The organism is Pseudomonas cichorii (genome assembly GCF_019719005.1).
Taxonomy (GTDB): Bacteria; Pseudomonadota; Gammaproteobacteria; order Pseudomonadales; family Pseudomonadaceae; genus Aquipseudomonas; species Aquipseudomonas cichorii_E.
Map to the genome: position 1 here is coordinate 25751 of NZ_JAIGPJ010000036.1, position 25664 is coordinate 51414.

Sequence of the window (25664 nt, forward strand, 5' to 3'; positions counted from 1 at the left end):
TTGATATTGGATCGAGAGGGCATTGGTTTTGCGTATCGTTTTAGCAGTTTGCGCGTGTCTGTTCTGGTTTGAAGCTCAGGCGGCGGTGCCTGAAGTTGCCACCATTGATCGCAGCGTATGGCCCGAGCGTCTGGAGACGCCGGCTTTGTTCGATGTTGCCTCCCGTGCCGAGATCCTGGCTTTCGCCCATGCCTTGTCTGTCAGTGAAACCCTGGGCGAAGAAGGGCTCAAGCAACGCCTCGGGCTTCGTTATATCAACGTGCCGTCGTTGAACGTGGTTCGCCACCGCCTGTGGCTGCGCCTGCTGGAGAACTATCAGGCGGCTCAGAAGAGCTGTGAGGAAGATGCGAACTTCTGTGTGCTGGTCGAGGACATGGAGCAACTGCGCCAGCGCGCCGAGGAATATCAGGTTTCACCCGATTCCTTCTATACCGCCTGGGCCAGACCCAGTTCGGTCTTCCACGAGCGCTATCTGAACGAATTGCTGTACATGGCCGCCCTGTTTCCGCAGACCAGTAGTGAAATCGAGCGCTACAACTCTGATGAAATGAGCGGCGATGAAATGCCAGATCGCACCTTTGTGCTCAATTTCGACAGCGGACCGAGCCCGGCAGATGGCAATACGGACTGGCTGGCCGACTTCATGCGCCAGCAAAAAATGACGGCGACCTTCTTCGTGCTGGGTAAAAGCCTGCAGGCGCGCCTGGAAAGCAGCTCGGCCGCCAGTCTGCAGGCGCTCTACCGGCAGCAGTGCGTGGGGATTCAAGGCTGGGAGTATCGCTCCCACAGTAACTGGGTCGACTGGCAGGATTCCGTGCAGCGCAGTGCCGCCCTGGTCCAACAGGTTCTTCCAGACAACTTCGTACCGCTGTTCCGGCCGCCTTATGGCCATCGTCGCGCTGACAGCGGCGAATACTTCCGTTCGCAGCACTTGCGGGTGTCGCTGTGGAATATCGACTCCCAGGACGCCATGGGGCGCCTCTCGGCCCAACAGGCGGGTGACCGGGTGCTGACCCTCATGCTGCTCTGGCGCAAGGGCACAGTGGTGTTCCATGACATGGGCAACAAGGCGCAGTCGGCGTTGCCGTTGCTGCTGGCCAATACCGCACAAAGCGAACTGATCTGGGATGACTGCCGGAATTTCTCTGAAACCCAGGAGGAATAAGGGGTTGAGGGTATAAAGCGGAGAGTGTGGGGCAGGTTTTTTCGGCCAATCCGGCCTGAGGTGACTTCCGACTGTAAACGTGCCGACGGCACTCGCCAAGCGCTATTCGTCATACTGTGAAATAAACTTCAAAAAACTGTCAAAGAGCTTTTTTCTGTCATCGGTTTTGCTGTATTACGAGAACAGACCGCCGAAACCTGCAACACAGGTGGCGTCCTCAACGACCCATCTTGAGCAACATTCTTCCCTGCCTCAAGGGAAGGAACCGGCGGCCTTTTCGTGGCGCAGCTTTGTAGTGGTTCTGCGCCACCTGGCTTCTATAAAGGTGAGCGAGTATGGATGATCACGGACGCAACCCTTCCACTAACCAGCCTATCCTTTACGTGCTCGATACCAACGTATTGATCCATGATCCAAACGCACTGCTGAATTTCGAAGAACACCGCGTAGCCATTCCGATGACGGTTCTGGAGGAACTGGACAAGCTCAAGGACGGTAAGCATTCAGTCGCTGCGGAGTGCCGGCAGGCGATCCGCCTGATCGACAAGACTCTGGGGGAAGCCTCCCCGGAAGAAGTCGAAAAAGGTGTACCTATCGACCGTGGCACGGGCGTATTCAAAGGCTTCCTGTCGATTCTGATGAGCCGACGCGAGGAGCCCAACAGCCTTCTTCCCGAGCATCTGAACGACAACATCATCATCAACCAATTGGTCGACCTGCACGCCCGCGACAAGGACTTGCGTCTGGTGCTGGTGACCAAGGACATCAACATGCGCCTCAAGGCGCGAGCCTGTGGCATTGCCGCCGAGGATTACAGCACCGACCAGTTGGTGGATGACGTCTCGCTGCTGTCGCGTGGCTACCACGATATTCCGGGCTCGTTCTGGGACCGGGTCAGCAAGGTCGAAACCCGTCAGGATCATGGCCGCACCTGGCATCGCGTGCAGTTGAGCGAAAGCCTGCCTGCGGTTCACATGAACGAGTTCATCATCGACGAGCAAGGCTTCGTCGGCTGGATCAAGGGCGTGCGCAGCGACGAGCTGCTGATTCTCGACATGCATCAGGAACCCTTGCTGCATCAGGAAGCCTGGGGCCTGAAACCTCGTGATATCTACCAGGGGCTGGCGCTGTTCGCGTTGCTCGACCCGGATATCCATCTGGTCAACCTGTCCGGCGCGGCAGGTTCGGGCAAGACCATCCTGGCGCTGGCCGCTGCCATCGAGCAGACCATGGTCAGCAAACGCTATCGCCGCATCATCGCAACCCGCAGCGTGCAAGGCCTGGATCAGGAAATAGGCTTTCTGCCCGGCACCGAAGCGGAAAAAATGGAGCCATGGCTGGGGGCGATCACCGACAACCTCGAAGCCCTGCACATGGATGACGAAAACACCCATGGCAGCGTTGATTACATCCTCAGCAAAGTGCCGTTGCAGTTCAAATCCCTGAACTACATCCGGGGCCGCAGCTTCCAGCAAAGCCTGATCCTGATCGACGAGTGCCAGAACCTGACGCCGCACCAGATGAAAACCATCATCACCCGTGCCGGTGCCGGTTCCAAAGTGGTCTGCCTGGGTAACCTGGCGCAGATCGATACCCCCTACCTGTCAGCCACCAGCTCGGGGCTGACCTACCTGACGGAGCGCTTCAAGGATTTCCCGAATGGCGTACACATCACCCTGCAAGGGGTGCCACGCTCGGTACTGGCTGAATATGCGGAGAGTCATCTGTAAGCGGTAAGTTGTAAGCTGCAAGCTGCAAGAGAAGCCAGAGTGTGGTTCGCTTGTAGCTTGCAGCTCTTGCCGCTTGTAGCTTGTGCCCTTGGCTAACTACAATCGCCTCTCCTGTTCAGGAGTAAGGCTGTGCTGACTCATCTCGATTCCCAAGGTCGCGCCAATATGGTCGATGTCACTGATAAAGCAGTGACGTCCCGTGAGGCTGTGGCTCAAGCGCTTGTGCGCATGTTGCCTGAAACCCTGCAAATGATTGTCAGCGGTGGTCATCCCAAAGGGGATGTGTTTGCCGTTGCGCGTATTGCCGGTATTCAGGCCGCGAAGAAAACCAGTGATCTGATCCCGCTCTGCCATCCGTTGATGCTCACCAGCGTCAAGGTCGAACTCAGCGCCCAGGGTGACGACGCGGTATTGATCGTTGCGCGCTGCAAGCTGGCCGGGCAGACGGGCGTGGAAATGGAAGCCCTGACCGCTGCCAGTGTGGCTGCGTTGACCATCTATGACATGTGCAAGGCGGTTGATCGCGGCATGACCATCGAGTCAGTCAAGCTGCTGGAAAAACTCGGCGGCAAGAGTGGTCACTTCATCGCTGATGAACCGGGAGCTGCGCAATGAGCGTGCAGGTTCAGTATTTTGCCCGCTACCGTGAAGCGCTGGGGCTGGACGGCGAGCGTGTCGAGGGCACTTTCGCGACCCTGGACGATCTGCGCCAGCACCTGCTGCTTCGTGGTGAGGCCTGGCAAGTGCTGGCCGAGCAGAACCTGATGTGCGCCCGCAATCAGGAGCTGTGCCAGCTGGATGAGCCGTTGGTGGATGGCGACGAAGTGGCGTTCTTCCCTACCGTGACCGGAGGCTGAACATGGTGATTCGCGTGCAAGCGGAGGCGTTCGACCCTGGTGCTGAAGTCAATGCGCTGCATGCGGCCAATGTCGGCATCGGTGCGGTGGTGAGTTTTGTCGGTTACGTGCGCGACTTCAACGAAGGGCGTGAAGTCTCGGGCATGTTTCTGGAGCACTACCCAGGCATGACCGAAAAGGCCCTGGCAAAAATTGTTGCAGAAGCCGAGCAGCGCTGGCCACTGCTCAGGCTGGAAGTGCTGCATCGGGTCGGCGCCCTGGAGCCCGGCGAGCCTATCGTGTTTGTTGGCGTTGCCAGTGCCCATCGTCAGGCCGCGTTCGAGGCCTGCGATTTCGTCATGGACTACCTGAAGACTCGCGCCCCGTTCTGGAAACGCGAAAACACCGCCGAAGGCCCGCGCTGGGTAGAAGGGCGGCATAGCGATCAGGCAGCTGCTGATCGCTGGAAATGAGTGGTGGTGTTCGCGAACAAATTCGCTCCTACAGTGGGAGCGGATTTATCCGCGAAAAGGCCTCAGGCCTTGCGCACCACAGCCCGCAACAACTCGGTCGGTGGCATCTCGCAGCTGATCTTGTGGCCCAGTTTCTCTTCGATGGCCGGGAGCTGATAGGAATCGTCTTCCCCGGCAAAGCTGATCGAAACGCCATCGGCGCCCGCACGGCCTGTACGACCGATCCGGTGTACGTAATCGTCCGGCACTTCCGGCAGGGTGAAGTTGATCACGTGGCTGATGCCATCGATGTGAATACCGCGGCCTGCGACATCGGTCGCCACCAATACCCGGATCTTGCCTTCACGGAAGCCTTCCAGGGTCTTGATCCGTTTGTGCTGAGGTACATCGCCTGACAGTTGCGCGGCGTTTACGCCGTCACGTACCAGACGCTCCTCGATGCGGCGCACTTCGTCCTTGCGGTTGGCAAAGACCATCACCCGTTCCCAGCCGTTGTCGGTGACCAGGTTGTAAAGCAGCTTGTACTTGTCGGCTGAAGCGACCGCGTAGATATGCTGTTCGACGTTGCTGTTGGCGACGTTCTCGGCTTCGATTTCGACGATGGCCGGATCGGTCGTCCATTGCTTGGCAAGGTTCATCACGTCATCGGTGAAGGTTGCGGAGAACAGCAGGGTCTGGCGCTCGCCCTTGTGCGGGGTCTGGCGAATGATCTGGCGGACCTGCGGGATGAAGCCCATGTCCAGCATGCGGTCGGCTTCGTCGAGCACCATCACTTCGACCATGTCCAGATGCACTTCACCGCGCTGGTTGAAGTCCAGCAGGCGTCCCGGTGTCGCAACCAGGATGTCGCAATGGCGTGCTTCGAGCTGCTTGAGCTGCTTGTCGAACTCCATGCCGCCCACGAACGTCATGACGTTGAGGTTGGTGTACTTGGTCAGCGCCGCGGCGTCCTTGGCGATCTGCACCACCAGTTCGCGGGTCGGAGCGATGATCAGGGCGCGAGGTTCGCCCATGTAGCGCTCTTTGGGCGGTGGTGTCTGGGTCAGTTGCGTGATGATCGAGATCAGGAACGCGGCGGTCTTGCCGGTGCCTGTCTGGGCGCGGCCGATGGCATCCTTGCCCTTGAGGGTGTAACCCAATACGCCCGCCTGGATCGGCGTGCAGTACGGGAAGCCCAGGTCATGGATCGCGTGCATCAGTTCGGGGGCCAGGTCGAAGTCATGGAAGCGGCTTTTGCCTTCCTGGGGTTCGACGGCGAAATCTTCTAGCTTCCAGGCGACGACCGGCGGCTTGGGCGCGCGCTCTCGACGTGGACGTTCTGCCTTGGGCTTGTCGCTTCGGGCCTGCGCGGGAGCCGTGGGCTCCTTTGCCAGAGCTGGAGACTGGGCTGCACGATGCTGTGATTCGCCTTCAGTGCTAGTCGGGGATACGGGGCTGGATGCTGCGTGGTTGGGCGCGAGCTGCTCAGCCTCGCTTTTACCGAACATCTTTTTAAGTGCTTTGAGCACGGTCATCTCGTCAATTGATTAAGGAATGTACGCCGAGCAGTGTAATGCAAGAATCGGGCGCGGCGTAGTGTCATCCTTGGTTCGCTACAAAGGTATCCGATCAGGCCGGTTCAAAGCTCTATTAAAGAAGACGTTACCGAAGTTTCTCGGCCAGCCAGATCTGGATGTCGGAAATTTCCTGGGGTAACACTTGATGACCCATTGGGTACTCTTTCCATTGTGCGGTTACACCCAGAGTCTTCAGGTACTCGTAAGCGGTTCGCCCCATGGCGTTGTGGACCACTTCATCGTGAAAACCATGCAGGCACAAGGCCGGAATGCGTTGCTGACTGGCTGACAGCGTCATCTGGTCATTGAAGGTCGGCGCGTAAGTGGAGAGCGCCAGCACGCCGCCCAGCGGACCCTGCCAGCGTTTGTAGGCCGTGTGCAGCACCACGGCGCCGCCCTGAGAGAAACCGGCCAGAAAGATTCTTGCGGGGTCGATGCCGCTGTCGCGTTGTTGTTCGATCAGGCTCAGAACCTGTCGGGCCGAGGCTTCCATCTCATCGTGATCGATGGAGCGGGCTTCGGAGGTCATGCTCTTGATGTCATACCAGCTCGGCATTTCATAGCCACCGTTGACGGTGACAGCGCGTTTCGGGGCCTGGGGCAGTATGAAGCGTGTGGTGCTCAGTGTTTCCTGCAGGGCCTCGGCGACGGGCAGGAAGTCATAGCGGTCGGCTCCAAGGCCGTGCAGCCAGATGACGCAGGCATCGGGTTCGGCGGTGGGTTGCAGGATCAAGGACTCGCTCATGAGTGCTCCAATAGTGTGCATTGGTTGTTTTTCTACGCATTAATTAAGTGCGTACGCAGTTTAAAAATGAAAGAAGATGTCGCAAGGTTACAAGTTTTCGACTTGACCTGTCGCTAATTCGACATCGCCAGCATGATGGTACGGCCTTTGCTATGAAACGTGTGGAGTCAAAGCGCTCACATCGATCGGTAACACTATTAGGCTACTACTTGTGACGATCGAAGGCAGCACGGGAGTCCATGCGTCAGGACTCTTGCCATGATTGATCCTGTACCGCTCTGGTCCGGGGAAAATACGGGGCTTTGGTAGAAGGGCTATAAATGAAGGGTGAATGCGAGTGATGAGAGGTTCTCATACTCGATTCATGTTTAACGCCCAGCGTCGCATGACCCAAAAAAAAGCCAGCACGGGTCATTAATGCCTCACAAGGGTGCGGCGTGACTGAAGACCCACACAATAAAGAGCACACTGGAGGTTTGAATGAAGATGTTGAAATCCACACTGGCGGTCGTGACAGCTGTAGCAGCACTCGGCGTGACCGGTGCAGCTAACGCCGGTGCCACACTTGACGCTGTCCAGAAGAAAGGTTTTGTTCAGTGCGGTGTCAGCGATGGCCTGCCAGGGTTCTCCGTTCCAGATGCTACAGGCAAGATTACCGGTATCGACGCAGACGTGTGCCGTGCCGTAGCTGCTGCCGTTTTCGGTGACGCGACCAAGGTAAAATTCAGCCAGCTGAACGCCAAAGAGCGTTTCACCGCGCTGCAATCGGGCGAAATCGACATTCTGTCGCGTAACACCACCTGGACCAGCTCCCGTGATTCGGGCATGGGCCTGGTATTCGCCGGCGTGACTTACTACGACGGTATCGGCTTCCTGGTAAACAACAAGCTGGGCGTCAAGAGCGCCAAGGAACTGGACGGTGCAACCGTTTGTATCCAGGCTGGTACTACCACTGAGCTGAACGTCTCCGACTACTTCCGCTCCAACGGTCTGAAATACACCCCGATCACTTTCGACACCTCCGACGAAAGCGCCAAGTCGCTGGAAGGCGGCCGTTGCGACGTGCTGACCTCCGACCAGTCGCAGCTCTACGCACAGCGCAGCAAGCTGGCCAAGCCTGACGACTACGTCGTTCTGCCAGAAGTCATCTCCAAGGAACCTCTGGGCCCGGTCGTGCGTAAAGGCGACGAAGAGTGGTTCTCCATCGTTCGCTGGACCCTGTTCGCTCAGTTGAACGCTGAAGAAGCAGGCATCACTTCCAAGAACGTCGAAGCTGAAGCCAAGGCCACCAAGAACCCTGACGTTGCCCGTATGCTCGGCGCCGACGGCGAATACGGCAAAGACCTGAAGCTGCGCAAGGACTGGGTTGTTCAGATCGTCAAGCAAGTAGGTAACTATGGCGAGATGTTCGAGCGCAACCTGGGCGAATCGACCCCGCTGAAAATCAAGCGTGGCCAGAACGCACTGTGGAACAAAGGTGGCATTCAGTACGCTCCACCAATTCGCTGATTGACCCGGCGCCCGACAGGCTTTCAAGCCTGTCGGGCGTTGTTCTGTTCGATTTTTCCTGGGGCATTTCATGGAAAAGCAAATCGTCGCACCAAAGCAAAAGCTCTCTTTGAGCGACCCAAAAGTGCGCGCGTGGTTATTTCAGATCATCACCGTAGTGGCGGTGGTCTCGTTGGGCTGGTTCATGTTCGACAACACCCAGACCAACCTGCAGCATCGTGGTATCACATCGGGTTTCTCGTTTCTTGAGCGCAGTGCCGGTTTCGGTATTGCCCAGCATCTGATCGATTACACCGAAGCGGACAGCTATGCCCGCGTTTTCGTCATCGGCTTGCTCAACACCTTGCTGGTATCGGTCATCGGTATCTTCCTGGCAACCATTCTGGGCTTCATCATCGGTGTCGCTCGTCTGTCCCAGAACTGGATGATCAACAAGCTGGCGACCGTGTATGTCGAAGTCTTCCGCAACATTCCGCCGTTGCTGCAGATCCTGTTCTGGTACACCGCCGTCTTCCTGACCCTGCCCGGACCACGTCAGGCTCACGGCTACCTGGACATGTTCTTTGTCAGCAGCCGCGGGTTGAACATGCCCAAGGCTATTCCTGCCGAAGGCGCATGGGCGTTCCTGATCAGCATTGTCATCGCCATTCTGGCTGTGATCGCCATGGTACGCTGGGCCAACAAGCGCTTTGAACTCACCGGCGAGCCGTTCCACAAGTTCTGGGCTGCTCTGGGTCTGTTGCTGGTCATTCCAGGTCTGAGCATGCTGATCTTCGGCAGCCCGGTACACTGGGAACTGCCTCAGCTCAAAGGCTTCAACTTCACCGGTGGCTGGGTACTGATCCCTGAACTGATCTCCCTGACCCTGGCGTTGACCATCTACACCGCGGCGTTCATCGCCGAAATCGTGCGTTCGGGTATCAAGTCGGTCAGCCATGGCCAGACCGAAGCAGCTCGTTCCCTGGGCCTGCGTCCTGGTCCAACGCTGCGCAAGGTCATCATTCCGCAGGCTCTGCGAGTGATCATCCCGCCGTTGACCAGCCAGTTCCTGAACCTGGCGAAGAACTCTTCGCTGGCCGCAGCCATTGGTTATCCGGAAATGGTTTCGCTGTTCGCCGGTACGGTTCTCAACCAGACCGGTCAGGCCATTGAAGTCATTGCCATCACCATGAGTGTGTACCTGGCGATCAGTATCAGCATCTCCATGCTGATGAACTGGTACAACAAGCGCATTGCGCTGATCGAGCGGTGAGGAAACGCGCATGACGACTCATACTTTCAAACCTGACATGCCACCACCGACCAAAGTATTCGGCCCGGTTGCGTGGATGCGGCAGAACCTGTTCTCCAGCTGGATCAACACGCTGCTGACCTTGTTCTCGTTCTACCTGATCTACCTGATCGTCCCGCCGATGATCAGCTGGTCCCTGCTGGACGCCAACTGGATCGGCACCACCAAGGAAGACTGCACCAAGGCAGGTGCATGCTGGGTATTCGTCCAGCAGCGTTTTGGCCAGTTCATGTATGGCTACTTCCCGACCGAACTGCGCTGGAGGGTCGACCTCACTGCAATCCTGGCGATTGTCGGTGCAGCGCCTCTGTTCATCTCGAAGTTCCCGCGCAAGGCGTTCTACGCCATCGGCTTCCTGGTGCTTTACCCGGTCATCGCGTTCTACCTGCTGCATGGTGGCGCGTTTGGTCTGAGCATTGTGGCAACCAGCCAGTGGGGCGGCCTGATGCTGACCCTGGTGATCGCGACCGTCGGTATCGCCGGTGCATTGCCGTTGGGTATCCTGCTGGCGCTGGGGCGTCGCTCCAACATGCCGGCCGTGCGTGTGGTGTGCGTGACGTTCATCGAGTTCTGGCGCGGCGTGCCGTTGATCACTGTGCTGTTCATGTCCTCGGTCATGCTGCCGCTGTTCATGCCTGAAGGGATGAACTTCGACAAGCTGCTGCGCGCCCTGATCGGCGTCATCCTGTTCCAGTCGGCGTACATCGCCGAAGTGGTGCGCGGTGGCATGCAGGCAATCCCTAAAGGTCAGTACGAAGCGGCCGCGGCCATGGGCCTGGGCTACTGGCGCGCAATGGGTCTGGTGATCCTGCCGCAGGCGTTGAAGATGGTTATCCCCGGCATCGTCAACACCTTCATTGCCCTGTTCAAGGATACAAGCCTGGTGATCATCATCGGTCTGTTTGACTTGCTCAACAGCGTCAAGCAAGCCACCGCCGACCCGTCATGGCTGGGTATGGCCACCGAAGGCTATGTCTTCGCGGCCCTGGTGTTCTGGATCTTCTGTTTCGGTATGTCCCGCTATTCCATGCATTTGGAACGTAAGCTGGACACAGGCCACAAGCGTTAGGAGTTTTGTGATGAGTGAAGTTATCAGTAAGCCTCTGGGCGCTGAAGGCATGATCCGGATGGAAGGCGTACACAAGTGGTACGGCCAGTTCCATGTATTGAAAGACATCAACCTGAACGTGCGTCAGGGCGAACGTATCGTATTGTGCGGCCCGTCGGGCTCGGGCAAGTCGACCACCATTCGTTGCCTGAACCGTCTGGAAGAACACCAGCAGGGTCGCATCATCGTCGATGGCACCGAACTGACTTCTGACCTGAAGCAGATCGAAACCATCCGCCGTGAAGTCGGCATGGTGTTCCAGCACTTCAACCTGTTCCCGCACCTGACCATCCTGCAGAACTGCACGCTGGCTCCGATGTGGGTTCGCAACATGCCGAAGAAAAAGGCCGAAGAAATCGCCATGCACTACCTGGAGCGCGTTCGCATTCCAGAGCAGGCTCACAAGTATCCGGGTCAGCTTTCCGGTGGTCAGCAACAGCGTGTGGCGATTGCCCGTGCCCTGTGCATGAAACCGAAAATCATGCTGTTCGACGAGCCGACCTCGGCACTCGACCCGGAAATGGTCAAGGAAGTACTCGACACCATGGTCACCCTGGCCGAAGAGGGCATGACCATGCTCTGCGTAACCCACGAAATGGGCTTCGCCCGCACCGTGGCCAACCGCGTGATCTTCATGGACAAGGGCGAGATCGTCGAACAAGCCGCACCTAACGACTTCTTCGACAACCCGCAAAGCGACCGTACCAAACTGTTCCTCAGCCAGATCATTCACTGAGTCTCAGATGCTGCATGAAAAACCGGACCTTGTGTCCGGTTTTTTTATGCGCTGCGATTTTCATCGCAGACAAAGGAGGCGCTGACTAGAGGTAACCGCGTTTTCTTCTTTCAGTGTGTAGTCCGTATAAAAATATACCGAACAAGATAATCCAAAGCGTTCCGAAGATGATTTTTCGATAAAAAATATCGACGTCAATAAATTCTATGAGAGCCAGACAAATAAGCCCGGAATAAAATGTCGCACAACAAATGCTCGGTATCAAGAGGCTAAATAAGGGTGATAAGAAGTCTGTGATGGGGCTTTTTAGTGTGTAGCTATAGTGAGGATTAAAAGAAATGGGTAATGAAGCCTTTCTTGAAAACCAGCGTTTAGGCAGGGATTCTCTGGGGAGTGAAATAATGTGTGCCACTGCCATGAAAATAGAGAACCATTGCAGCAAAGGGCTCGCTGGTGTTCCTGAAAAAGGTACCTCAGCCGTTTGTACCAACTGCCAATTGAGAGCTGAAAAAATAAAATTATAGATAAATGCGATCAAGAATCTATCGCCGGAGTAACCATCACCACTCCATCTGGACTTGGCCCATAGAGAGGGAAGGAAGAACAGGATGCAGAGTGAAATGATACTGGATTGATAGGCGAGATCATTCATTTTTAAGTCGTAGGCCATGGGTGTTGTCGTTTTCTGGCTTTGACAAAGGCTGCAAAAAAATCGTTTTGCAAGTGGACGCGTCAAATCCATCGTTTTAAGTTTCTTTCTGAAGGGAGCGCGTACAGGTAGGCAAAAATCATGAAAAAAGAAAGCCACTCAATGGAAGACTCCTCTCGTTGCCCGATAAATGGCAGTTGGCTATTTTTTACAAAGTCGAAATGAATGAACATGAATATATAGTTGTACAGCATTGCTCCCCATAGCTTGTTTCGGGAAAAGTCAGTGCCTGAAAATGAAGCTCTTGCCCATAGTGAGGGGATGTACAGCAAGATACTGGCCACGGTAAATGCTGAGTTGAATATTATGTCATTCATTTTTATTGCCCCATTCCTCTGCCATGCCCTTTATCGTTACCCCATCCGAGACCCTGTCGAAAAGAAAGGCTCGCCTGGATGTAGCCTCATACGCTCGAATATAATCGGCATCGATGTATCTAAATAATCGCCAAGAGTCCTTTTTCACGACCAATCTTACAGTCCCGTAGCCGGACATAAGAAGATCAGCGCCGCCATATGCCATATTGCCCTCAAATTCACTGCCTCCAAAAAACTTGGAAATACCTTGATAGGTCTTTCTGACGTAACCCTGTGTATCTGATCTGCCTTCCCATAAATTACGCCCGTTTTCATAGACATTGTTCGCGCCATGAGTAGCCATCAGGACACCCAATCCGCAGCCCAGCCCGAATGTCCCCCCACACATGGCTGCGCCACCTGTAATCTGTAATCCTCCTGCAACAAGTCCAATGCTTTGTTGTGCAATGGTGAGTGATTGCTTGCTTAAGCTGATTTGCTCTTTCTTGAGCGCTTTCAGTCCTTCATCGACACTTTTGCGGCCTTGGTCAACATCCCTGACAATCTCTCGTGCGTAATAAGCAACCTCCTTGTTGAATTGAATGCGTAGTGTGCCGTCTTTTATGTGTCGAGCACTGATTGTGCAGGCATGGCCAGCCAGGTAAGACGCAGCTTGGCTGACCTTACTGAGTTTATTGCTGCTACTGATTGTTTTATCAACTTGGTCTTGCTTCCTCATATCTTTTCTATCCATGAGGCGTAGCCAATGGTCCCTGCCTTATGGTGTGTCCAGATGATGTCTCGATAACTAATAGCGATGTGTTCCAGCGGGGCGCTATCGTTCAGCTGGATTGAGTGGGGGATATCCACACTCAGATCTGCGACGAAGCCTGCTATTAATTCGACGGTGTAAAATTTTTCCAGTTTGCCGTGAACGGAGTTACGGAAAAAGTCGATTTTGCAGTTGATCTCTTCCCTGTTTGCCAGCGCTTGAGCCAATAGAGGGGAAGATTTATCAATGTTCTTCGTGATGACAACAGGTTGGTGCGTGGCGTGTCGGATGTTTCCGATGTTGCTCATGTTGTGATTGAACGAAAGCACCATGATTTCATCTGCGTGTCCATCCTGACATTTGTTGCCGATGGATTCCTGTGTAGAGCAACCCGCCGAAATGTGACCTTGGGTTTCACCTGTGATTGTCATGTAACCGTGATGTGCCATACATAATTGTCCTGAAGGTAGGCAATCATCTTATTAAGACGGCATCTAACAGGCTGTAGGGCGTTTCTGAAAATAATGCAGTTTATGGGAGGAGGAAGGCGCACATTTCGTTGGTAATCAGAGCGAACTTGTATTCAGCACGGTTCTCCAACAGGATGCACACCCTTTGCGCACTGCGCTGTAACACATCCTGCCCACGAGAGACTCATGACGACCAAGGCGCCTCAGGCGAGCACGACCCCGACTCAAGACACTCCCATCCTCAAACGCCCATGGCTGCTACTGCTTGGCCTGGTGCTGGTTGCCCTGAACCTGCGGCCTGCGCTGTCCAGCGTTGCGCCACTGCTCAATGCGGTGTCCGACAGCCTCGGGCTGTCTGCGGCCAGGGCCGGGCTTCTGACGACGTTGCCGGTGTTGTGTCTGGGCCTGTTCGCACCACTGGCACCGAGACTCGCAAGACGTTTCGGCAGCGAACGGGTGGTGTTGGGGATTCTGTTGGTGCTGGCCACAGGCATCCTGCTTCGCAGCCACTTTGGTGAAGTCGGGCTGTTCGCCGGAAGCCTGCTGGCCGGGGCGAGCATTGGCATCATTGGTGTGTTGCTGCCGGGTATCGTCAAGCGCGACTTCCCGAAGCAGGCCGGAGCCATGACGGGCGTCTATACCATGGCGCTATGTCTTGGGGCAGCAATTGCTGCGGGCCTGACGGTGCCTTTGACCCAGTATTTCGATAATCGCTGGAGTGTCGGCCTGGGGTTCTGGATGATTCCTGCGGTACTGGCCGCGCTCGTCTGGTTGCCTCAGGCTCGCGAGCTGCATGCCCATCATCAGGTGGCCTACCGCGTTCGCGGACTGTTGCGTGATCCGCTGGCCTGGCAGGTCACGCTGTATATGGGCTTGCAATCCTCTCTGGCCTATATCGTTTTTGGCTGGCTGCCGTCAGTGCTCATCGACCGTGGCATGACGCCGACTCAGGCTGGCCTGCTGCTGTCTGGATCGATCATCGTGCAACTGATCAGCGCTTTGAGCGCACCCTGGCTGGCGACGCGGGGCAAGGATCAGCGGCTGGCCATTGTGCTCGTCATGTTGATGACCCTTGGCGGGTTGTTCGGTTGCCTGTATGCGCCGCTGGAAGGGTTGTGGGGCTGGGCCATTCTGCTGGGTCTGGGTCAGGGCGGTACGTTCAGCCTGGCACTGGCGTTGATTGTGCTGCGCTCGCGTGACTCCCATGTTGCCTCCAATCTGTCGGGCATGGCTCAGGGCATCGGCTACACCATTGCTTCCATCGGCCCGCTGGCGGTGGGCGTGGTGCATGATGTGACCGGAAGCTGGGACTCGATTGGCTGGATCTTTGCGGCATTGGGGCTTGGGGCCATTGTTGCCGGCCTGGGTGCCGGGCGAGCGTTGTACGTGAATGTCGTCAGCGAGAAGGTTTGAATCTGTGCTGTGTGGGAGCGAATTCATTCGTGAACAATATTTATCCTGCGAATGATGATGGCAAAGTGTCGATTTGCCGCTTATCGTGCATCATCTTTTGCCTCCAAACGGACCTGCATGCATGAGCAACGAACAAATAAGCCAAGCCAACAGCGCATTGATTACCCGCTTCTACGAGGCCTTTGCCCGCCTGGATGCCGAAGGCATGGCTGCCTGCTACAGCGATGACGTGCTCTTCAGCGACCCGGTATTTGGCGAGTTGCGTGGCAAGCAGGCCGGTGACATGTGGCGCATGCTGACCTCCCGCGCCCAGGATTTCTCGGTGGTTTTCGATAACGTCCGCGCCGATGAGCGCAGCGGCGGCGCCCACTGGAAAGCCACTTACCTGTTCAGCCAGACCGGGCGCACCGTGGTCAACGACATCCAGGCTCGTTTCGTCTTCCACAATGGCAAGATCACCGAGCACCATGACAGCTTCGACCTGTGGCGCTGGTCGCGTCAGGCGCTGGGCACCAAGGGCCTGCTGCTGGGCTGGACACCACTGGTGCAGAACGCGATTCGCGCCCAGGCTCAGAAAGGGCTCAAAGTATTTACAGAAAAACGCCATGCCTGACGTTGTGGATGCCGCTGTCGATGTCGCAGCACCTGTCGGCAAACCCTGGTTTGTCTATCTGGTGCGTGCGGCCAATGGTTCGTTGTATTGCGGCATCAGTGACGATCCTTATCGACGCTTTGCCGATCATCAGAGTGGCAAGGGCGCACGTTTCTTTCATTCCAGCCCGGCAGTCGCGCTGGTCTATGTCGAGGTCTGGGACAGCAAGGGCGAGGCGCTGCGTCAGGAGCGTCTGATCAAGAAGTTGCGCAAGAGCGCCAAGGAAGTACTGGCGGCCAGCTATGCGGGTTCGCCGATCATTCTGCGTGATGCCGTGCCATCAGCCTGAGCCTGTAGGCTGTCCGGGTGCTGGGGGTTAAGCTGTTGCTTTCCCTGCGCCCAAGAGGCCAAAGCATGTCAGAGCTGATTCTTCATCATTACCCTGCATCGCTGTTTGCCGAAAAAGCCCGCCTGATGCTCGGCTTCAAGGGGCTCTCGTGGCGCTCGGTGACGATCCCGCCGATCATGCCAAAACCCGACCTCACGGCCCTGACCGGTGGTTATCGCAAGACGCCGGTTCTGCAGGTCGGTGCGGATATCTATTGCGACACCGCACTGATCGCGCGGCGTCTGGAGCAGGAAAAGACGTCGCCTACCTTTTACCCTGAAGGCCATGAATTCACGGTTGCCGGTCTTGCTGCGTGGGGCGATTCGGTGCTGTTCATGCATGTGGTCAGCCTGGTGTTCCAGCCTGCCTCCCTGGCCGTGCGCTTCGCCAGCGTGCCTCCTGAAGCGGTCAAGGCCTTCGTTGCAGACCGGGCAACCTTGTTCGATGGCGGAAGCGCATCACGCCTGCCGCTGGAACAGGCTCAGCATCAATGGCCAACCCTGATGGCGCGGCTGGAGCAACAGTTGGAGCGCAACGGTGACTTCCTGTTTGGTGAGCCTTCGATTGCTGACTTCTCTGTGGCGCACACTCTGTGGTTCCTCAAACAGAGCCCCGTGACTGCGCCGCTGGTGGATGACTACCCCGCAGTATTGGCCTGGTTCGAGCGTGTGCTGGGCTTCGGGCATGGCGCGCATAACGAGCTCGCTGCTGCCGACGCCATACAGATCGCCGTGGATGCGACCCCGGCAGCACTGCCTGATGAAGTCTTTGTCGACCCCAATGGTTTCAAGGCTGGTGACCGAGTGGCTATTTCAGCTGTGGATTACGGTGTGGATGCGGTGGAAGGGGAGTTGGTGTTCAGCGGTCTTGAAGAGCTGATCCTGCGCCGCGAAGACCCGCGTGCAGGCTTGGTGCATGTGCATTTTCCGCGGTTGGGGTTTCGGCTTGTAAAACGGGCTTAAGCGAATTATTCGCGAGATGCCGTTACATCCCCCCAAAAATGCATCGTCTGAAATGCCGTCTTGCGGATAAATCCGCTTGTACGGCTTTTTCAGGGAAAACTTCATGGCCGCTTAGTTATCACGGTTTATCCAAGGGCCACCATTCGAGACGCATTTGATAGTTTCGTATACATGCTGATTAGCTATTAGCCGTTCGATACATGATTCAATAGGGTATGAAGGGGCTCGGGTTTTATCGTTGAGTTTTCATGTTGCCTGTGCTTGACTGTTGTAATGAAACTAAAAAGTTTTTGCGTGCATCAGGCCAGGGAAAGTGTGCTGCACGCAATTACTCGTGGGTAATACAGACTTGCGAAAGCCGGATAATGGATTCTATCAGGATGTACCAATACAGGAGTTTATCAATGAAATCTCAGGGCTGGAAAATTGTCAAGAACGAGTGGGGCGATTATGTTGAGCTTCACTTGGATGTGCCTCTGCCTGTCAGCAGCAGGTACCCGACTTTACTCATCGATGGGCTGGAGTACGAAGCGATACTTTCGGAAGATCGTAAAGTGCTAAGAACGACTGTCCCTGTTTTTGAAGTTGAACACGTGAAAGAGGTAACGAGTCCAGAGCTGTTTCTTTCGTGCCAGAATAAACATAATAAACCTTTTAAAAAAAGCAAAAGAAAGACTTCCGAATCGGCCAGGCTGGCTGCGCCTGATGCACTCTCCGTGGGGCCGTATGCTGTCATTCGCTATGATTATGATTACGGCGATGAAGCATTGGAGCTCCCGGACGGATGGTCAGGCATTGAGTTTCGAGCCGCGGTGTATATGCCTGACTCACAAGGCGTGTACCCGGTAATTATTCTTTTGCATGGGAGGCACTCCACGTGTGAGTTTCCGAGTGATACCTATTGGCCTTGCAGAGGAGAGGCGCAGCCGATTCCCAGCTTTGAAGGGTATGGTGCCGCAGCAGAAGCACTTGCCAGTCACGGCTATGTAGTTGTCTCGTTATCTGCCAATGGCATCACGGCCTACGAGTCGGTCGGTTTCAGGGGAAATGCAGACCGGGCGCGAGGGCATTTAATTCTGGCGCATCTCGATTTACTGAGTGAGGCAAATAAAGGGAGCCGTCCTGAGCTTTCATTACTGGAAGGCAGGCTGGATCTGGATACTATAGGCCTTATGGGGCATTCGCGTGGCGGATCCGGTGTAGCGTGGGCAGTCACCTTAAACAGGTTACTTAATAAAAATCATGGTATCCAGGCTGCTGTCCTGTTAGGCAGTACGACGTTTGACGATATCGCCATTCCCGGCACGCATACGGCTGCCATCCTGCCATTTCTGGACGGCGACGTAGCCTGGTTAGACGCGCAACGTAACTCCGATATCTCTCGCTTTGCATTTGAAGATGACGTGTTTCGAAGTTCTGTACTGCTGTTAGGGGCCAATCATAACTACTTCAATACAGAATGGTCCCCCGGGAGCCGTTCTGGAGGAGATGATACCGAGGGGTTCTGGGGAGATATTGAAGTCAGTCGCCATCGACCTATAGAGCAGCAGCGTCTCGGTGCATTTTATCTGGCTGGATTTTTTCGCTTGGTCTTAGGGAGGGAACAGGAATTTTTAGTCCTGTTTGACGGTTCTCCAATCACCATCCCGACGCTTCCACGGGCGTCAGTACAAAGTACAGCGTATTTTCCGGCGTCAAGCCGTTATACCGTTCAAAGCTTTGAAAATATGCACTCTCATGACACCTTGTTGATGCCTGGAGAATGGGATTGGACTATAACTGAAGGTGTTGGAGAGGTTGTCGCGGCTCCCTTGCCGAAGTTTGGCGGGCTGCGGTCTACGCATCATCGACGTCACGGTTTTCTAAATCTCAAGAGCCTTGGCTTTCAGTCGCCAGCCGAACTGGAACTGCATGTTCGTGACGTGGGAAGCCCTGTTGATTTGTCACTTTACACGCATTTGAGTTTTCATATCGATTACATGCAAGAGGAGAGCGCTGTAGAGTCCGTTGAGCTGCAGGTTACTCTGGATGGCGTTACAGTGGATCTTACCGCAACGCTACAGGAGAGATGGCCGCTTCCTGAGATAATTAATGGGGTTGAAACGTTTCTTCAGCGACAGATATCTGTGCCGTTAACGGCGTTCTCTTTGAAGGGGCCTGTGAGCGCGTTGACTTTTACCTTGCCCAGCGGCGGAGACATTGGCTTGTCCGATATTGTCTTCGTGAAACCTTCACTCGGAAAAAACGAACCCTTGAGGTTGCCGTTCGTCAGCGCGATGAAAGATATTTTTGTTGTCGCCACTGGCCAGGAACAAACGTTGGAAGTTGAAGTTTTTTTATCAGAGGCCAGTTTGGTTCGGGTGCCGATGTGGGTGAGTTTCAGAATAATACATAGAGTGTTTGGTGAGATGTATTTTGAAGAACCTCTGGTATTTGAACCCGGCGAGCAATCGAAAACGGCCAGGTTTACTATTCTGGCAGGTGGCTTCAGATCGTTCCTGGGTGGGGAGGTTGAGGGGCGTCCTTGTTATATCGTGCCTGTCAAGCTTGAGGCTCTGGCGAATGCATTATTTGCTCGTCCGGCCATGCAGTTCCAGGTACTGCCGTTTCCCTGAAATAATAGCCAAGGGTTTCGCGCGAAGAGACTTTATAAAAAGTCCGCATGAGAAACGATGCTTTCGTCTTGTTAACATCTGAATGCAATCTCTGCAGGCGCTGCCTCCGGCAGCTCCTGCGGGTACTCTTCTGTCACTTCAGCGCTGCCAATATTGCCTCTTCGCTGAAGCCTCTGATAATCGTGCCATTCACATCAATCAACGGGATCCCGCGCCCACCCAGAGCTTCATAGGCTTTGCGGCCCTCTTCTGACTTCTCGATGTCGTATTCCTTGAACGGGATACCTTTGCTGTCGAGAAAGCGTCGGGTCTGTTTGCAGTAGCCGCACCACTCGGTGGCATACATCACCACGCGGGCTTGCGCCTGAGTCTGCGCAGGGATCGCATCCGCCGGGTTGAAGAAGTGCTCGATCTTGCCCCAGTTCTGATAGACCACGACCACCAGCATGATCAGCGCGAACTTCTTGAGGGTACGCAGCAGCATGTCGGTTAGCGCCGTTTCAGCTGGTCGGTGAGCTGGGTTGGCAGGCCCTTGATGATCAGGGTGCCGGCTTGTTCGTCATATTCGATCTTGTCTCCCAGCAGGTGCGCCTCGAAGCTGATCGACAGGCCCTCTGCGCGGCCTGTGAAGCGCCGGAACTGGTTCAGGGTGCGTTTATCCGCAGGGATCTCCGGCGACAGGCCGTAATCCTTGTTGCGGATGTGATCGTAGAACGCGCGCGGGCGGTCTTCGTCGATCAGCTCGGACAACTCTTCCAGGCCCATGGGCTCGCCCAGTTTGCTCTGGCTGCTGGCGTAATCCACCAGGGTCTTGGTTTTCTCGCGAGCGGACTCCTCCGGCAGGTCTTCGCTTTCCACGAAGTCGCTGAACGCCTTGAGCAGGGTGCGGGTTTCGCCGGGGCCGTCCACGCCTTCCTGGCAGCCGATGAAGTCGCGGAAGTACTCCGAGACTTTCTTGCCGTTCTTGCCCTTGATGAAAGAGATGTATTGCTTGGATTGCTTGTTGTTCTGCCATTCCGAAATGTTGATCCGGGCAGCCAGGTGCAACTGGCCCAGATCCAGGTGCCGGGAAGGGGTTACGTCCAGTTCGTCATTCACCGCCACGCCTTCGCTGTGGTGCAGCAGGGCGATGGCCAGGTAATCGGTCATGCCCTGCTGGTAATGCGCAAACAGCACATGACCGCCCACCGACAGGTTGGATTCTTCCATCAGCTTCTGCAGATGCTCCACCGACACGCGGGAGAACGCCGTGAAATCGTTTGCGCCGTCCAGGTATTCCTTCAGCCAGCCGCTGAACGGGTGAGCACCGGATTCGGCGTGGAACAACCCCCAGGCCTTGCCCTGTTTGGCGTTATAGCTCTCGTTGAGGTCCGCCAGCATGTTCTCGATGGCCTGGGACTCGGCGAGTTCGGTATCGCGAGCGTGGAGAACTGCGGGCGTACCATCGGGTTTCTTGTCGATCAGGTGGACGATGCAATGACGGATCGGCATGGATATCTCGGCTGGTAATGAGGAAGAGCGGACAGCTCGTGCAAGGCCGTCAGTGTAACGCAGGCCTGCGAAAAATGGCCTTGCAGAGCCCGGTTTTCCATTCGACAGGATATTTTATGATCAATTTTTGAGCGATTACCGCTTAAACCTGACCAAAAGGATAGGTAAGGGCGGATATTTGCCCGGCTCTGTGCTAGTTTTGCCCGGTCTTGCGCACTCAAGCGCGCCAAGCATGCAGATCGTCTACGTGTGGGCCGAACCAAATCCCGGTTTAAGTATCTACATTTCGCGATTTATCGTGGCTGCCAGCGGAGTCTGGTTCATTGCCCGGCCTTTGGCCGACGTTACGTTCTGCAATCCAAATGAATTTGATAGGGAAGGAACACCACCATGGCTCTTACCAAAGACCAATTGATCGCCGATATCGCTGAAGCTATCGACGCGCCAAAAACCACCGCGCGTAATGCTCTGGAGCAGTTGGGCCAAATCGTTGCCGACCAACTGGAAAACGGTGTTGAAATCACCTTGCCAGGTATCGGCAAGCTGAAAGTTGCTGAGCGTCCAGCTCGCACCGGCCGCAACCCTTCGACTGGCGCTGCCATCGAAATCGCTGCCAAGAAAGTCATCAAGTTCGTACCGGCCAAAGTGCTGAACGACTCGATCAACAAGTAAGCTCACGCTTGCTGTGAAAAAGCCGTGCGCCGGATAACCGGGCACGGCTTTTTTGATTCTGTGGGAATCGGGCGGCGCTCCGCTCATTCGCGAAAGAGATCTTCGCGAATAAATTCGCTCTACATGAAGCTCCAGGCCACAAAGCGGCTTTGCTTCTGGCCCTGGCCCATTTCCACGATCCGGCTTTGCAGCACGCCGGCTCGTGTCAGCGCAGCCTGAATGGCAGGCAGGTTCGAGGCCTTGGACACCAGGGTGCTGAACCAGCGCACCTGTTCAGGCACCTGAGAGCTTTCGTGGATCAACTGTGTCACAAAGCCTATCTCGCCACCTTCGCACCACAATTCCTGGGATTGCCCGCCGAAATTGAGCACCGGTAGCTTGCGCTTGGGGTCGGCCTTGCCCAGTGCCCGCCATTTACGCTGACTGCCGCGCTGAGCCTCTTCCAGCGAGGCGTGGAAGGGCGGGTTGCACAGGCTCACCTCGAAGCGTTCGCTGCTGTCGAGCAGGCCCAGCAGGATGTGCTTGCGATTGGTCTGCTGACGCACGCTGATGGCCTTGCTCAAGCCATTGGCCTTGATGATGGTCGTGGCAGCCGCGATGGCGGTGCTGTCGATATCCGAGCCTACGAAGTGCCAGCCGTAGTCGCTATGGCCCAGCAGCGGATAGATGCAGTTGGCACCCGTGCCGATGTCCAGGGCCTTGATCGAAGCGCCGCGCGGAATCTCGCCATTGTTCTCGCTGGCCAGCAGGTCGGCGAGAAAGTGCAGGTAATCCGCACGGCCCGGAATCGGCGGGCACAGGTAGTCAGCCGGAATATCCCAATGGGCGATGCCATACAGCGCCTTGAGCAACGCCCGGTTGAAGACCCGCACGGCCACAGGGTTGGCGAAGTCGATGCTTTCCTTCCCGTAGGGGTTGAGAATCACGAACTCGGCCAGTTCCGGGCTGCTTTTGATCAGCTTGGGAAAGTCGTAGCGACCCTGATGGCGATTGCGCGGGTGCAGCGTGGCCTTCTCGCGAGGTTCTGCGGGCTTTGCAGGACGCTGGGGCTTCTTGCGGGGTGGTTTGGGTTTGTCTGGCGTGGTCATGAGGAGTCGTTCTGAAGATGCGAATGCTGCGCCCTTTAGGAGCAATCGGGCGGCGTTCCGCTCATTCGCGAGAGGCACATCTGAAGAAATGTATAACCTTCAATGACGTCTCGCGGATAAGCGGAGCGCCGCCCGATCCGCTCCTACCAGCACATAGGGCTACAAGCTGGCGATACGTGCGTGTTGCTCGGCCAGTTTGCTCAGGGCCTGTTCGGCTTCGGTCAGCTTGGCGCGTTCCTTGGCGATGACTTCAGGCGGAGCCTTGTCGACGAACGCCGCGTTGGACAGCTTGCCGCCCACGCGCTGGACTTCGCCTTGCAGGCGCTGGATTTCCTTGTCCAGACGCGCCAGCTCGGCACCCTTGTCGATCAGGCCGGCCATGGGCACCAGCACTTCCATCTCGCCCACCAGACCGGTCGCGGACAGCGGTGCGTCTGCACCTTCAGCCAGTACGGTGATGGATTCGAGCTTGGCCAGTTTCTTGAGCAGGTAGTCGTTCTCGCTCAGGCGACGCTGGTCTTCGGCGTTGACGTTCTTGAGGAACAGTTGCAGCGGTTTGCCCGGGCCGATGTTCATTTCGCCACGGATGTTACGTACCGCCAGCATCAGCCCCTTGAGCCATTCGATGTCGCCTTCGGCAGCCGCATCGATGCGTGCTTCATTGGCCACCGGCCAGGCTTGCAGCATGATGGTCTTGCCGTTGATGCCGGCCAGCGGCGCGAGGCGCTGCCAGATTTCTTCGGTGATGAACGGCATGAACGGATGCGCCAGACGCAATGCGACTTCCAGCACGCGAACCAGTGTGCGGCGAGTGCCGCGCTGACGTTCGATCGGCGCGTTTTCGTCCCAGAGCACAGGCTTGGACAGCTCCAGATACCAATCGCAGTACTGGTTCCAGATGAACTCGTACAAGGCTTGAGCCGCGAGGTCGAAACGGAACTGATCCAGTTGGCGGGTCACTTCGGCTTCGGTGCGTTGCAGTTGCGAGATGATCCAGCGATCAGCCAGCGACAGCTCGACTTCTTCGCCGTTCTGGCCGCAGTCTTCGCCCTTGTCCAGCACGTAGCGTGCTGCGTTCCAGATCTTGTTGCAGAAGTTGCGATAGCCTTCGACGCGGCCCATGTCGAACTTGATGTCGCGACCGGTGGACGCCAGCGAGCAGAAGGTGAAGCGCAGGGCGTCGGTGCCGTAGCTGGCGATGCCGTCGGCGAATTCCTGACGGGTCTGCTTTTCGATCTTCTTGGCCAGTTGAGGCTGCATCAAGCCGCTGGTGCGTTTCTGTACCAGAGTTTCCAGGTCGATACCGTCGACGATATCCAGCGGGTCCAGGACGTTGCCCTTGGACTTGGACATTTTCTGGCCCTGGCCATCACGCACCAGACCATGCACGTAAACGGTCTTGAACGGTACTTGCGGCGTGCCGTCCTCGTTTTTCACCAGGTGCATGGTGAGCATGATCATCCGGGCGACCCAGAAGAAAATGATGTCGAAACCGGTGACCAGCACGTCGGTGGAGTGGAAGGTTTCCAGTGCCTTGGTCTTTTCCGGCCAGCCGAGCGTGGAGAATGTCCACAGGCCCGAGCTGAACCAGGTGTCGAGTACGTCGTTGTCCTGTTGCAGCGCAACGTCCGGCCCCAGGTTGTGCCTGGCGCGTACTTCGGCTTCGTCGCGACCGACATAGACCTTGCCGGACTCGTCGTACCAGGCCGGAATACGGTGGCCCCACCAGAGCTGACGGCTGATGCACCAGTCCTGGATGTCGCGCATCCACGAGAAGTACATGTTTTCGTACTGCTTGGGCACGAAGGCGATGCGGCCGTCTTCCACGGCGGCAATGGCAGGTTCGGCCAATGGCTTGGTGGACACGTACCACTGGTCGGTCAGCCACGGCTCGATGATGGTGCCGGAGCGGTCGCCTTTCGGGACTTTCAGGGCGTGGTCATCGACGCTCACCAGCAGGCCGGCGGCATCGAATGCGGCAACGATTTGCTTGCGGGCCTCGAAACGGTCCAGGCCTGCGTATTCGGCAGGCAGGCGGCCGTCGACGGATTCGTTGAGCGTGCCGTCGAGGTTGAACACTTGTGCGGCAGGCAGCACCGAAGCGTTCTTGTCGAAGATGTTCAGCAGCGGCAGGTTGTGGCGCTTGCCGACTTCATAGTCGTTGAAGTCGTGGGCCGGGGTGATTTTCACGCAGCCGGTGCCGAATTCAGGGTCGCAATAGTCGTCTGCAATGATCGGAATGCGACGGCCAACCAGTGGCAGCTCGACGAACTTGCCGATCAGCGCCTTGTAGCGTTCGTCTTCAGGGTTTACCGCGACAGCGGCATCACCGAGCATGGTTTCAGGACGTGTGGTGGCAACGATCAGGTAATCCAGGCCTTCAGCGGTTTTTGCGCCATCGGCCAGCGGGTAGCGCAGGTTCCACAGGTGACCTTTCTCGTCGTGGTTTTCCACTTCCAGGTCGGAAATCGCGGTGTGCAGCTTGGTGTCCCAGTTGACCAGACGCTTGCCACGGTAGATCAGGCCGTCTTCATGCAGACGGACGAAGGCTTCCTGTACGGCGGCGGACATGCCGTCGTCCATGGTGAAGCGCTCGCGGCTCCAGTCCACGGACGAGCCCAGGCGGCGGATCTGACGGCTGATGTTGCCGCCGGACTCATCCTTCCACTCCCAGATTTTTTCCAGAAACTTCTCGCGGCCCAGATCGTGACGATTCTGGCCCTGAGCCTCGATGCGGCGTTCAACCAGCATTTGCGTGGCGATACCCGCATGGTCGGTACCCGGCTGCCACAGGGTATTGCGGCCCTGCATACGACGGAAACGGATCAGCGCATCCATGATCGCATTGTTGAAACCATGACCCATGTGCAGGCTGCCGGTCACGTTCGGCGGCGGAATCATGATGGTGTAGGAGTCACCCGCGCCCTGCGGAGCGAAATAGTTTTCGGACTCCCAGGTCTGGTACCAGGAAGTTTCGATGGCGTGCGGCTGGTAAGTCTTGTCCATGCGCGGCGGGACCCTGTGGCATTGATTCAGAAAAGCCGACA

Annotated in this window: 24 protein-coding genes; 15 read left to right on the forward strand and 9 right to left on the reverse strand. The window is 56.4% G+C overall.

What is annotated here, in order from left to right:
- The first annotated feature begins 28 nt into the window (after window positions 1-28).
- The 5 genes from K5D32_RS21205 to moaE all read left to right on the forward strand — a co-directional run bounded on the left by K5D32_RS21205 (window position 29) and on the right by moaE (window position 4204).
- Entirely contained in the window at window positions 29-1165 is a 1137-nt protein-coding gene (locus tag K5D32_RS21205; protein ID WP_221593619.1) for a polysaccharide deacetylase family protein, read from the forward strand.
- Between the two features lie 335 nt (window positions 1166-1500).
- Complete coding sequence (locus K5D32_RS21210) at window positions 1501-2895, forward strand: PhoH family protein (RefSeq protein WP_025258726.1); 1395 nt, start codon at window positions 1501-1503, stop codon at window positions 2893-2895.
- 129 nt (window positions 2896-3024) lie between these two features.
- Window positions 3025-3510 (forward strand): cyclic pyranopterin monophosphate synthase MoaC, encoded by a 486-nt coding sequence (gene moaC / locus K5D32_RS21215; protein WP_221578059.1) that lies wholly within the window; start codon window positions 3025-3027, stop codon window positions 3508-3510.
- Window positions 3507-3752 carry a MoaD/ThiS family protein gene (locus K5D32_RS21220; protein WP_221601725.1) on the forward strand — a complete coding sequence of 82 codons (246 nt, stop codon included), beginning with the start codon at window positions 3507-3509 and terminating at the stop codon, window positions 3750-3752. Before moaC ends, K5D32_RS21220 begins: the two co-directional genes overlap by 4 nt.
- A gap of 2 nt (window positions 3753-3754) precedes the next feature.
- Entirely contained in the window at window positions 3755-4204 is a 450-nt protein-coding gene (moaE, locus tag K5D32_RS21225; RefSeq protein WP_025258729.1) for a molybdopterin synthase catalytic subunit MoaE, read from the forward strand.
- Between the two features lie 62 nt (window positions 4205-4266).
- On the opposite strand, the gene rhlB is transcribed toward moaE, so the two are convergent.
- Window positions 4267-5718, reverse strand: coding sequence for an ATP-dependent RNA helicase RhlB (gene rhlB / locus K5D32_RS21230; RefSeq protein ID WP_221601726.1), 1452 nt, complete (start codon window positions 5716-5718; stop codon window positions 4267-4269).
- Window positions 5719-5845: 127 nt separating this feature from the next.
- On the reverse strand, window positions 5846-6505 hold the full coding sequence (locus K5D32_RS21235; protein WP_221578062.1) for an alpha/beta hydrolase: 660 nt from the start codon (window positions 6503-6505) through the stop codon (window positions 5846-5848).
- 480 nt (window positions 6506-6985) lie between these two features.
- On the opposite strand from K5D32_RS21235, the gene K5D32_RS21240 reads away from it, so the two are divergent.
- The 4 genes from K5D32_RS21240 to K5D32_RS21255 all read left to right on the forward strand — a co-directional run bounded on the left by K5D32_RS21240 (window position 6986) and on the right by K5D32_RS21255 (window position 11149).
- The gene (locus tag K5D32_RS21240) at window positions 6986-8014 is read left to right on the forward strand and encodes an amino acid ABC transporter substrate-binding protein (protein WP_200995171.1); all 1029 of its coding nucleotides are present in this window, start codon (window positions 6986-6988) and stop codon (window positions 8012-8014) included.
- 70 nt (window positions 8015-8084) lie between these two features.
- Window positions 8085-9266, forward strand: coding sequence for an amino acid ABC transporter permease (locus K5D32_RS21245; RefSeq protein WP_221537272.1), 1182 nt, complete (start codon window positions 8085-8087; stop codon window positions 9264-9266).
- Between the two features lie 10 nt (window positions 9267-9276).
- The gene (locus K5D32_RS21250; protein WP_221537271.1) at window positions 9277-10374 is read left to right on the forward strand and encodes an amino acid ABC transporter permease; all 1098 of its coding nucleotides are present in this window, start codon (window positions 9277-9279) and stop codon (window positions 10372-10374) included.
- Between the two features lie 10 nt (window positions 10375-10384).
- On the forward strand, window positions 10385-11149 hold the full coding sequence (locus K5D32_RS21255) for an amino acid ABC transporter ATP-binding protein (RefSeq protein WP_025258735.1): 765 nt from the start codon (window positions 10385-10387) through the stop codon (window positions 11147-11149).
- 85 nt (window positions 11150-11234) lie between these two features.
- On the opposite strand, the gene K5D32_RS21260 is transcribed toward K5D32_RS21255, so the two are convergent.
- The 3 genes from K5D32_RS21260 to K5D32_RS21270 form a co-directional block, all read right to left on the reverse strand.
- On the reverse strand, window positions 11235-11891 hold the full coding sequence (locus K5D32_RS21260; RefSeq protein ID WP_221601727.1) for a hypothetical protein: 657 nt from the start codon (window positions 11889-11891) through the stop codon (window positions 11235-11237).
- Window positions 11892-12167: 276 nt separating this feature from the next.
- The gene (locus tag K5D32_RS21265) at window positions 12168-12908 is read right to left on the reverse strand and encodes a DUF4225 domain-containing protein (RefSeq protein WP_260407490.1); all 741 of its coding nucleotides are present in this window, start codon (window positions 12906-12908) and stop codon (window positions 12168-12170) included.
- Window positions 12890-13375 carry an Hcp family type VI secretion system effector gene (locus K5D32_RS21270; protein WP_221578065.1) on the reverse strand — a complete coding sequence of 162 codons (486 nt, stop codon included), beginning with the start codon at window positions 13373-13375 and terminating at the stop codon, window positions 12890-12892. The genes K5D32_RS21265 and K5D32_RS21270 overlap by 19 nt, the downstream gene beginning before the upstream one ends.
- 207 nt (window positions 13376-13582) lie before the next feature.
- Between K5D32_RS21270 and K5D32_RS21275 the strand changes: the two genes are divergently transcribed.
- The 5 genes from K5D32_RS21275 to K5D32_RS21295 all read left to right on the forward strand — a co-directional run bounded on the left by K5D32_RS21275 (window position 13583) and on the right by K5D32_RS21295 (window position 19366).
- On the forward strand, window positions 13583-14809 hold the full coding sequence (locus K5D32_RS21275) for a CynX/NimT family MFS transporter (RefSeq protein WP_221601728.1): 1227 nt from the start codon (window positions 13583-13585) through the stop codon (window positions 14807-14809).
- Between the two features lie 121 nt (window positions 14810-14930).
- Window positions 14931-15422, forward strand: a complete 492-nt coding sequence (locus tag K5D32_RS21280; RefSeq protein ID WP_221593622.1) for a nuclear transport factor 2 family protein — start codon at window positions 14931-14933, stop codon at window positions 15420-15422.
- Complete coding sequence (locus K5D32_RS21285) at window positions 15415-15750, forward strand: GIY-YIG nuclease family protein (protein ID WP_221601729.1); 336 nt, start codon at window positions 15415-15417, stop codon at window positions 15748-15750. The genes K5D32_RS21280 and K5D32_RS21285 overlap by 8 nt, the downstream gene beginning before the upstream one ends.
- 65 nt (window positions 15751-15815) lie before the next feature.
- The gene (locus tag K5D32_RS21290; RefSeq protein WP_221601730.1) at window positions 15816-16751 is read left to right on the forward strand and encodes a glutathione S-transferase family protein; all 936 of its coding nucleotides are present in this window, start codon (window positions 15816-15818) and stop codon (window positions 16749-16751) included.
- A 404-nt stretch (window positions 16752-17155) separates the two neighbouring features.
- Window positions 17156-19366 carry a hypothetical protein gene (locus K5D32_RS21295; protein ID WP_221601731.1) on the forward strand — a complete coding sequence of 737 codons (2211 nt, stop codon included), beginning with the start codon at window positions 17156-17158 and terminating at the stop codon, window positions 19364-19366.
- Between the two features lie 133 nt (window positions 19367-19499).
- Here the strand turns inward: K5D32_RS21295 and K5D32_RS21300 are convergent, their stop codons facing one another.
- Window positions 19500-19850 (reverse strand): glutaredoxin family protein, encoded by a 351-nt coding sequence (locus tag K5D32_RS21300; RefSeq protein WP_221578072.1) that lies wholly within the window; start codon window positions 19848-19850, stop codon window positions 19500-19502.
- 5 nt (window positions 19851-19855) lie between these two features.
- Complete coding sequence (gene yejK, locus K5D32_RS21305; RefSeq protein ID WP_201006026.1) at window positions 19856-20857, reverse strand: nucleoid-associated protein YejK; 1002 nt, start codon at window positions 20855-20857, stop codon at window positions 19856-19858.
- 390 nt (window positions 20858-21247) lie between these two features.
- Between yejK and K5D32_RS21310 the strand changes: the two genes are divergently transcribed.
- The gene (locus K5D32_RS21310; RefSeq protein WP_020304671.1) at window positions 21248-21529 is read left to right on the forward strand and encodes an HU family DNA-binding protein; all 282 of its coding nucleotides are present in this window, start codon (window positions 21248-21250) and stop codon (window positions 21527-21529) included.
- Between the two features lie 119 nt (window positions 21530-21648).
- Here the strand turns inward: K5D32_RS21310 and rlmF are convergent, their stop codons facing one another.
- Both rlmF and K5D32_RS21320 read right to left on the reverse strand, forming a co-directional pair.
- A complete protein-coding gene (gene rlmF / locus K5D32_RS21315) occupies window positions 21649-22617 on the reverse strand; it encodes a 23S rRNA (adenine(1618)-N(6))-methyltransferase RlmF (protein WP_221601732.1) in 969 nt (322 codons plus the stop codon).
- A 159-nt stretch (window positions 22618-22776) separates the two neighbouring features.
- Window positions 22777-25623, reverse strand: coding sequence for a valine--tRNA ligase (locus tag K5D32_RS21320; protein ID WP_221601733.1), 2847 nt, complete (start codon window positions 25621-25623; stop codon window positions 22777-22779).
- Between the last annotated feature and the right edge of the window lie 41 nt (window positions 25624-25664).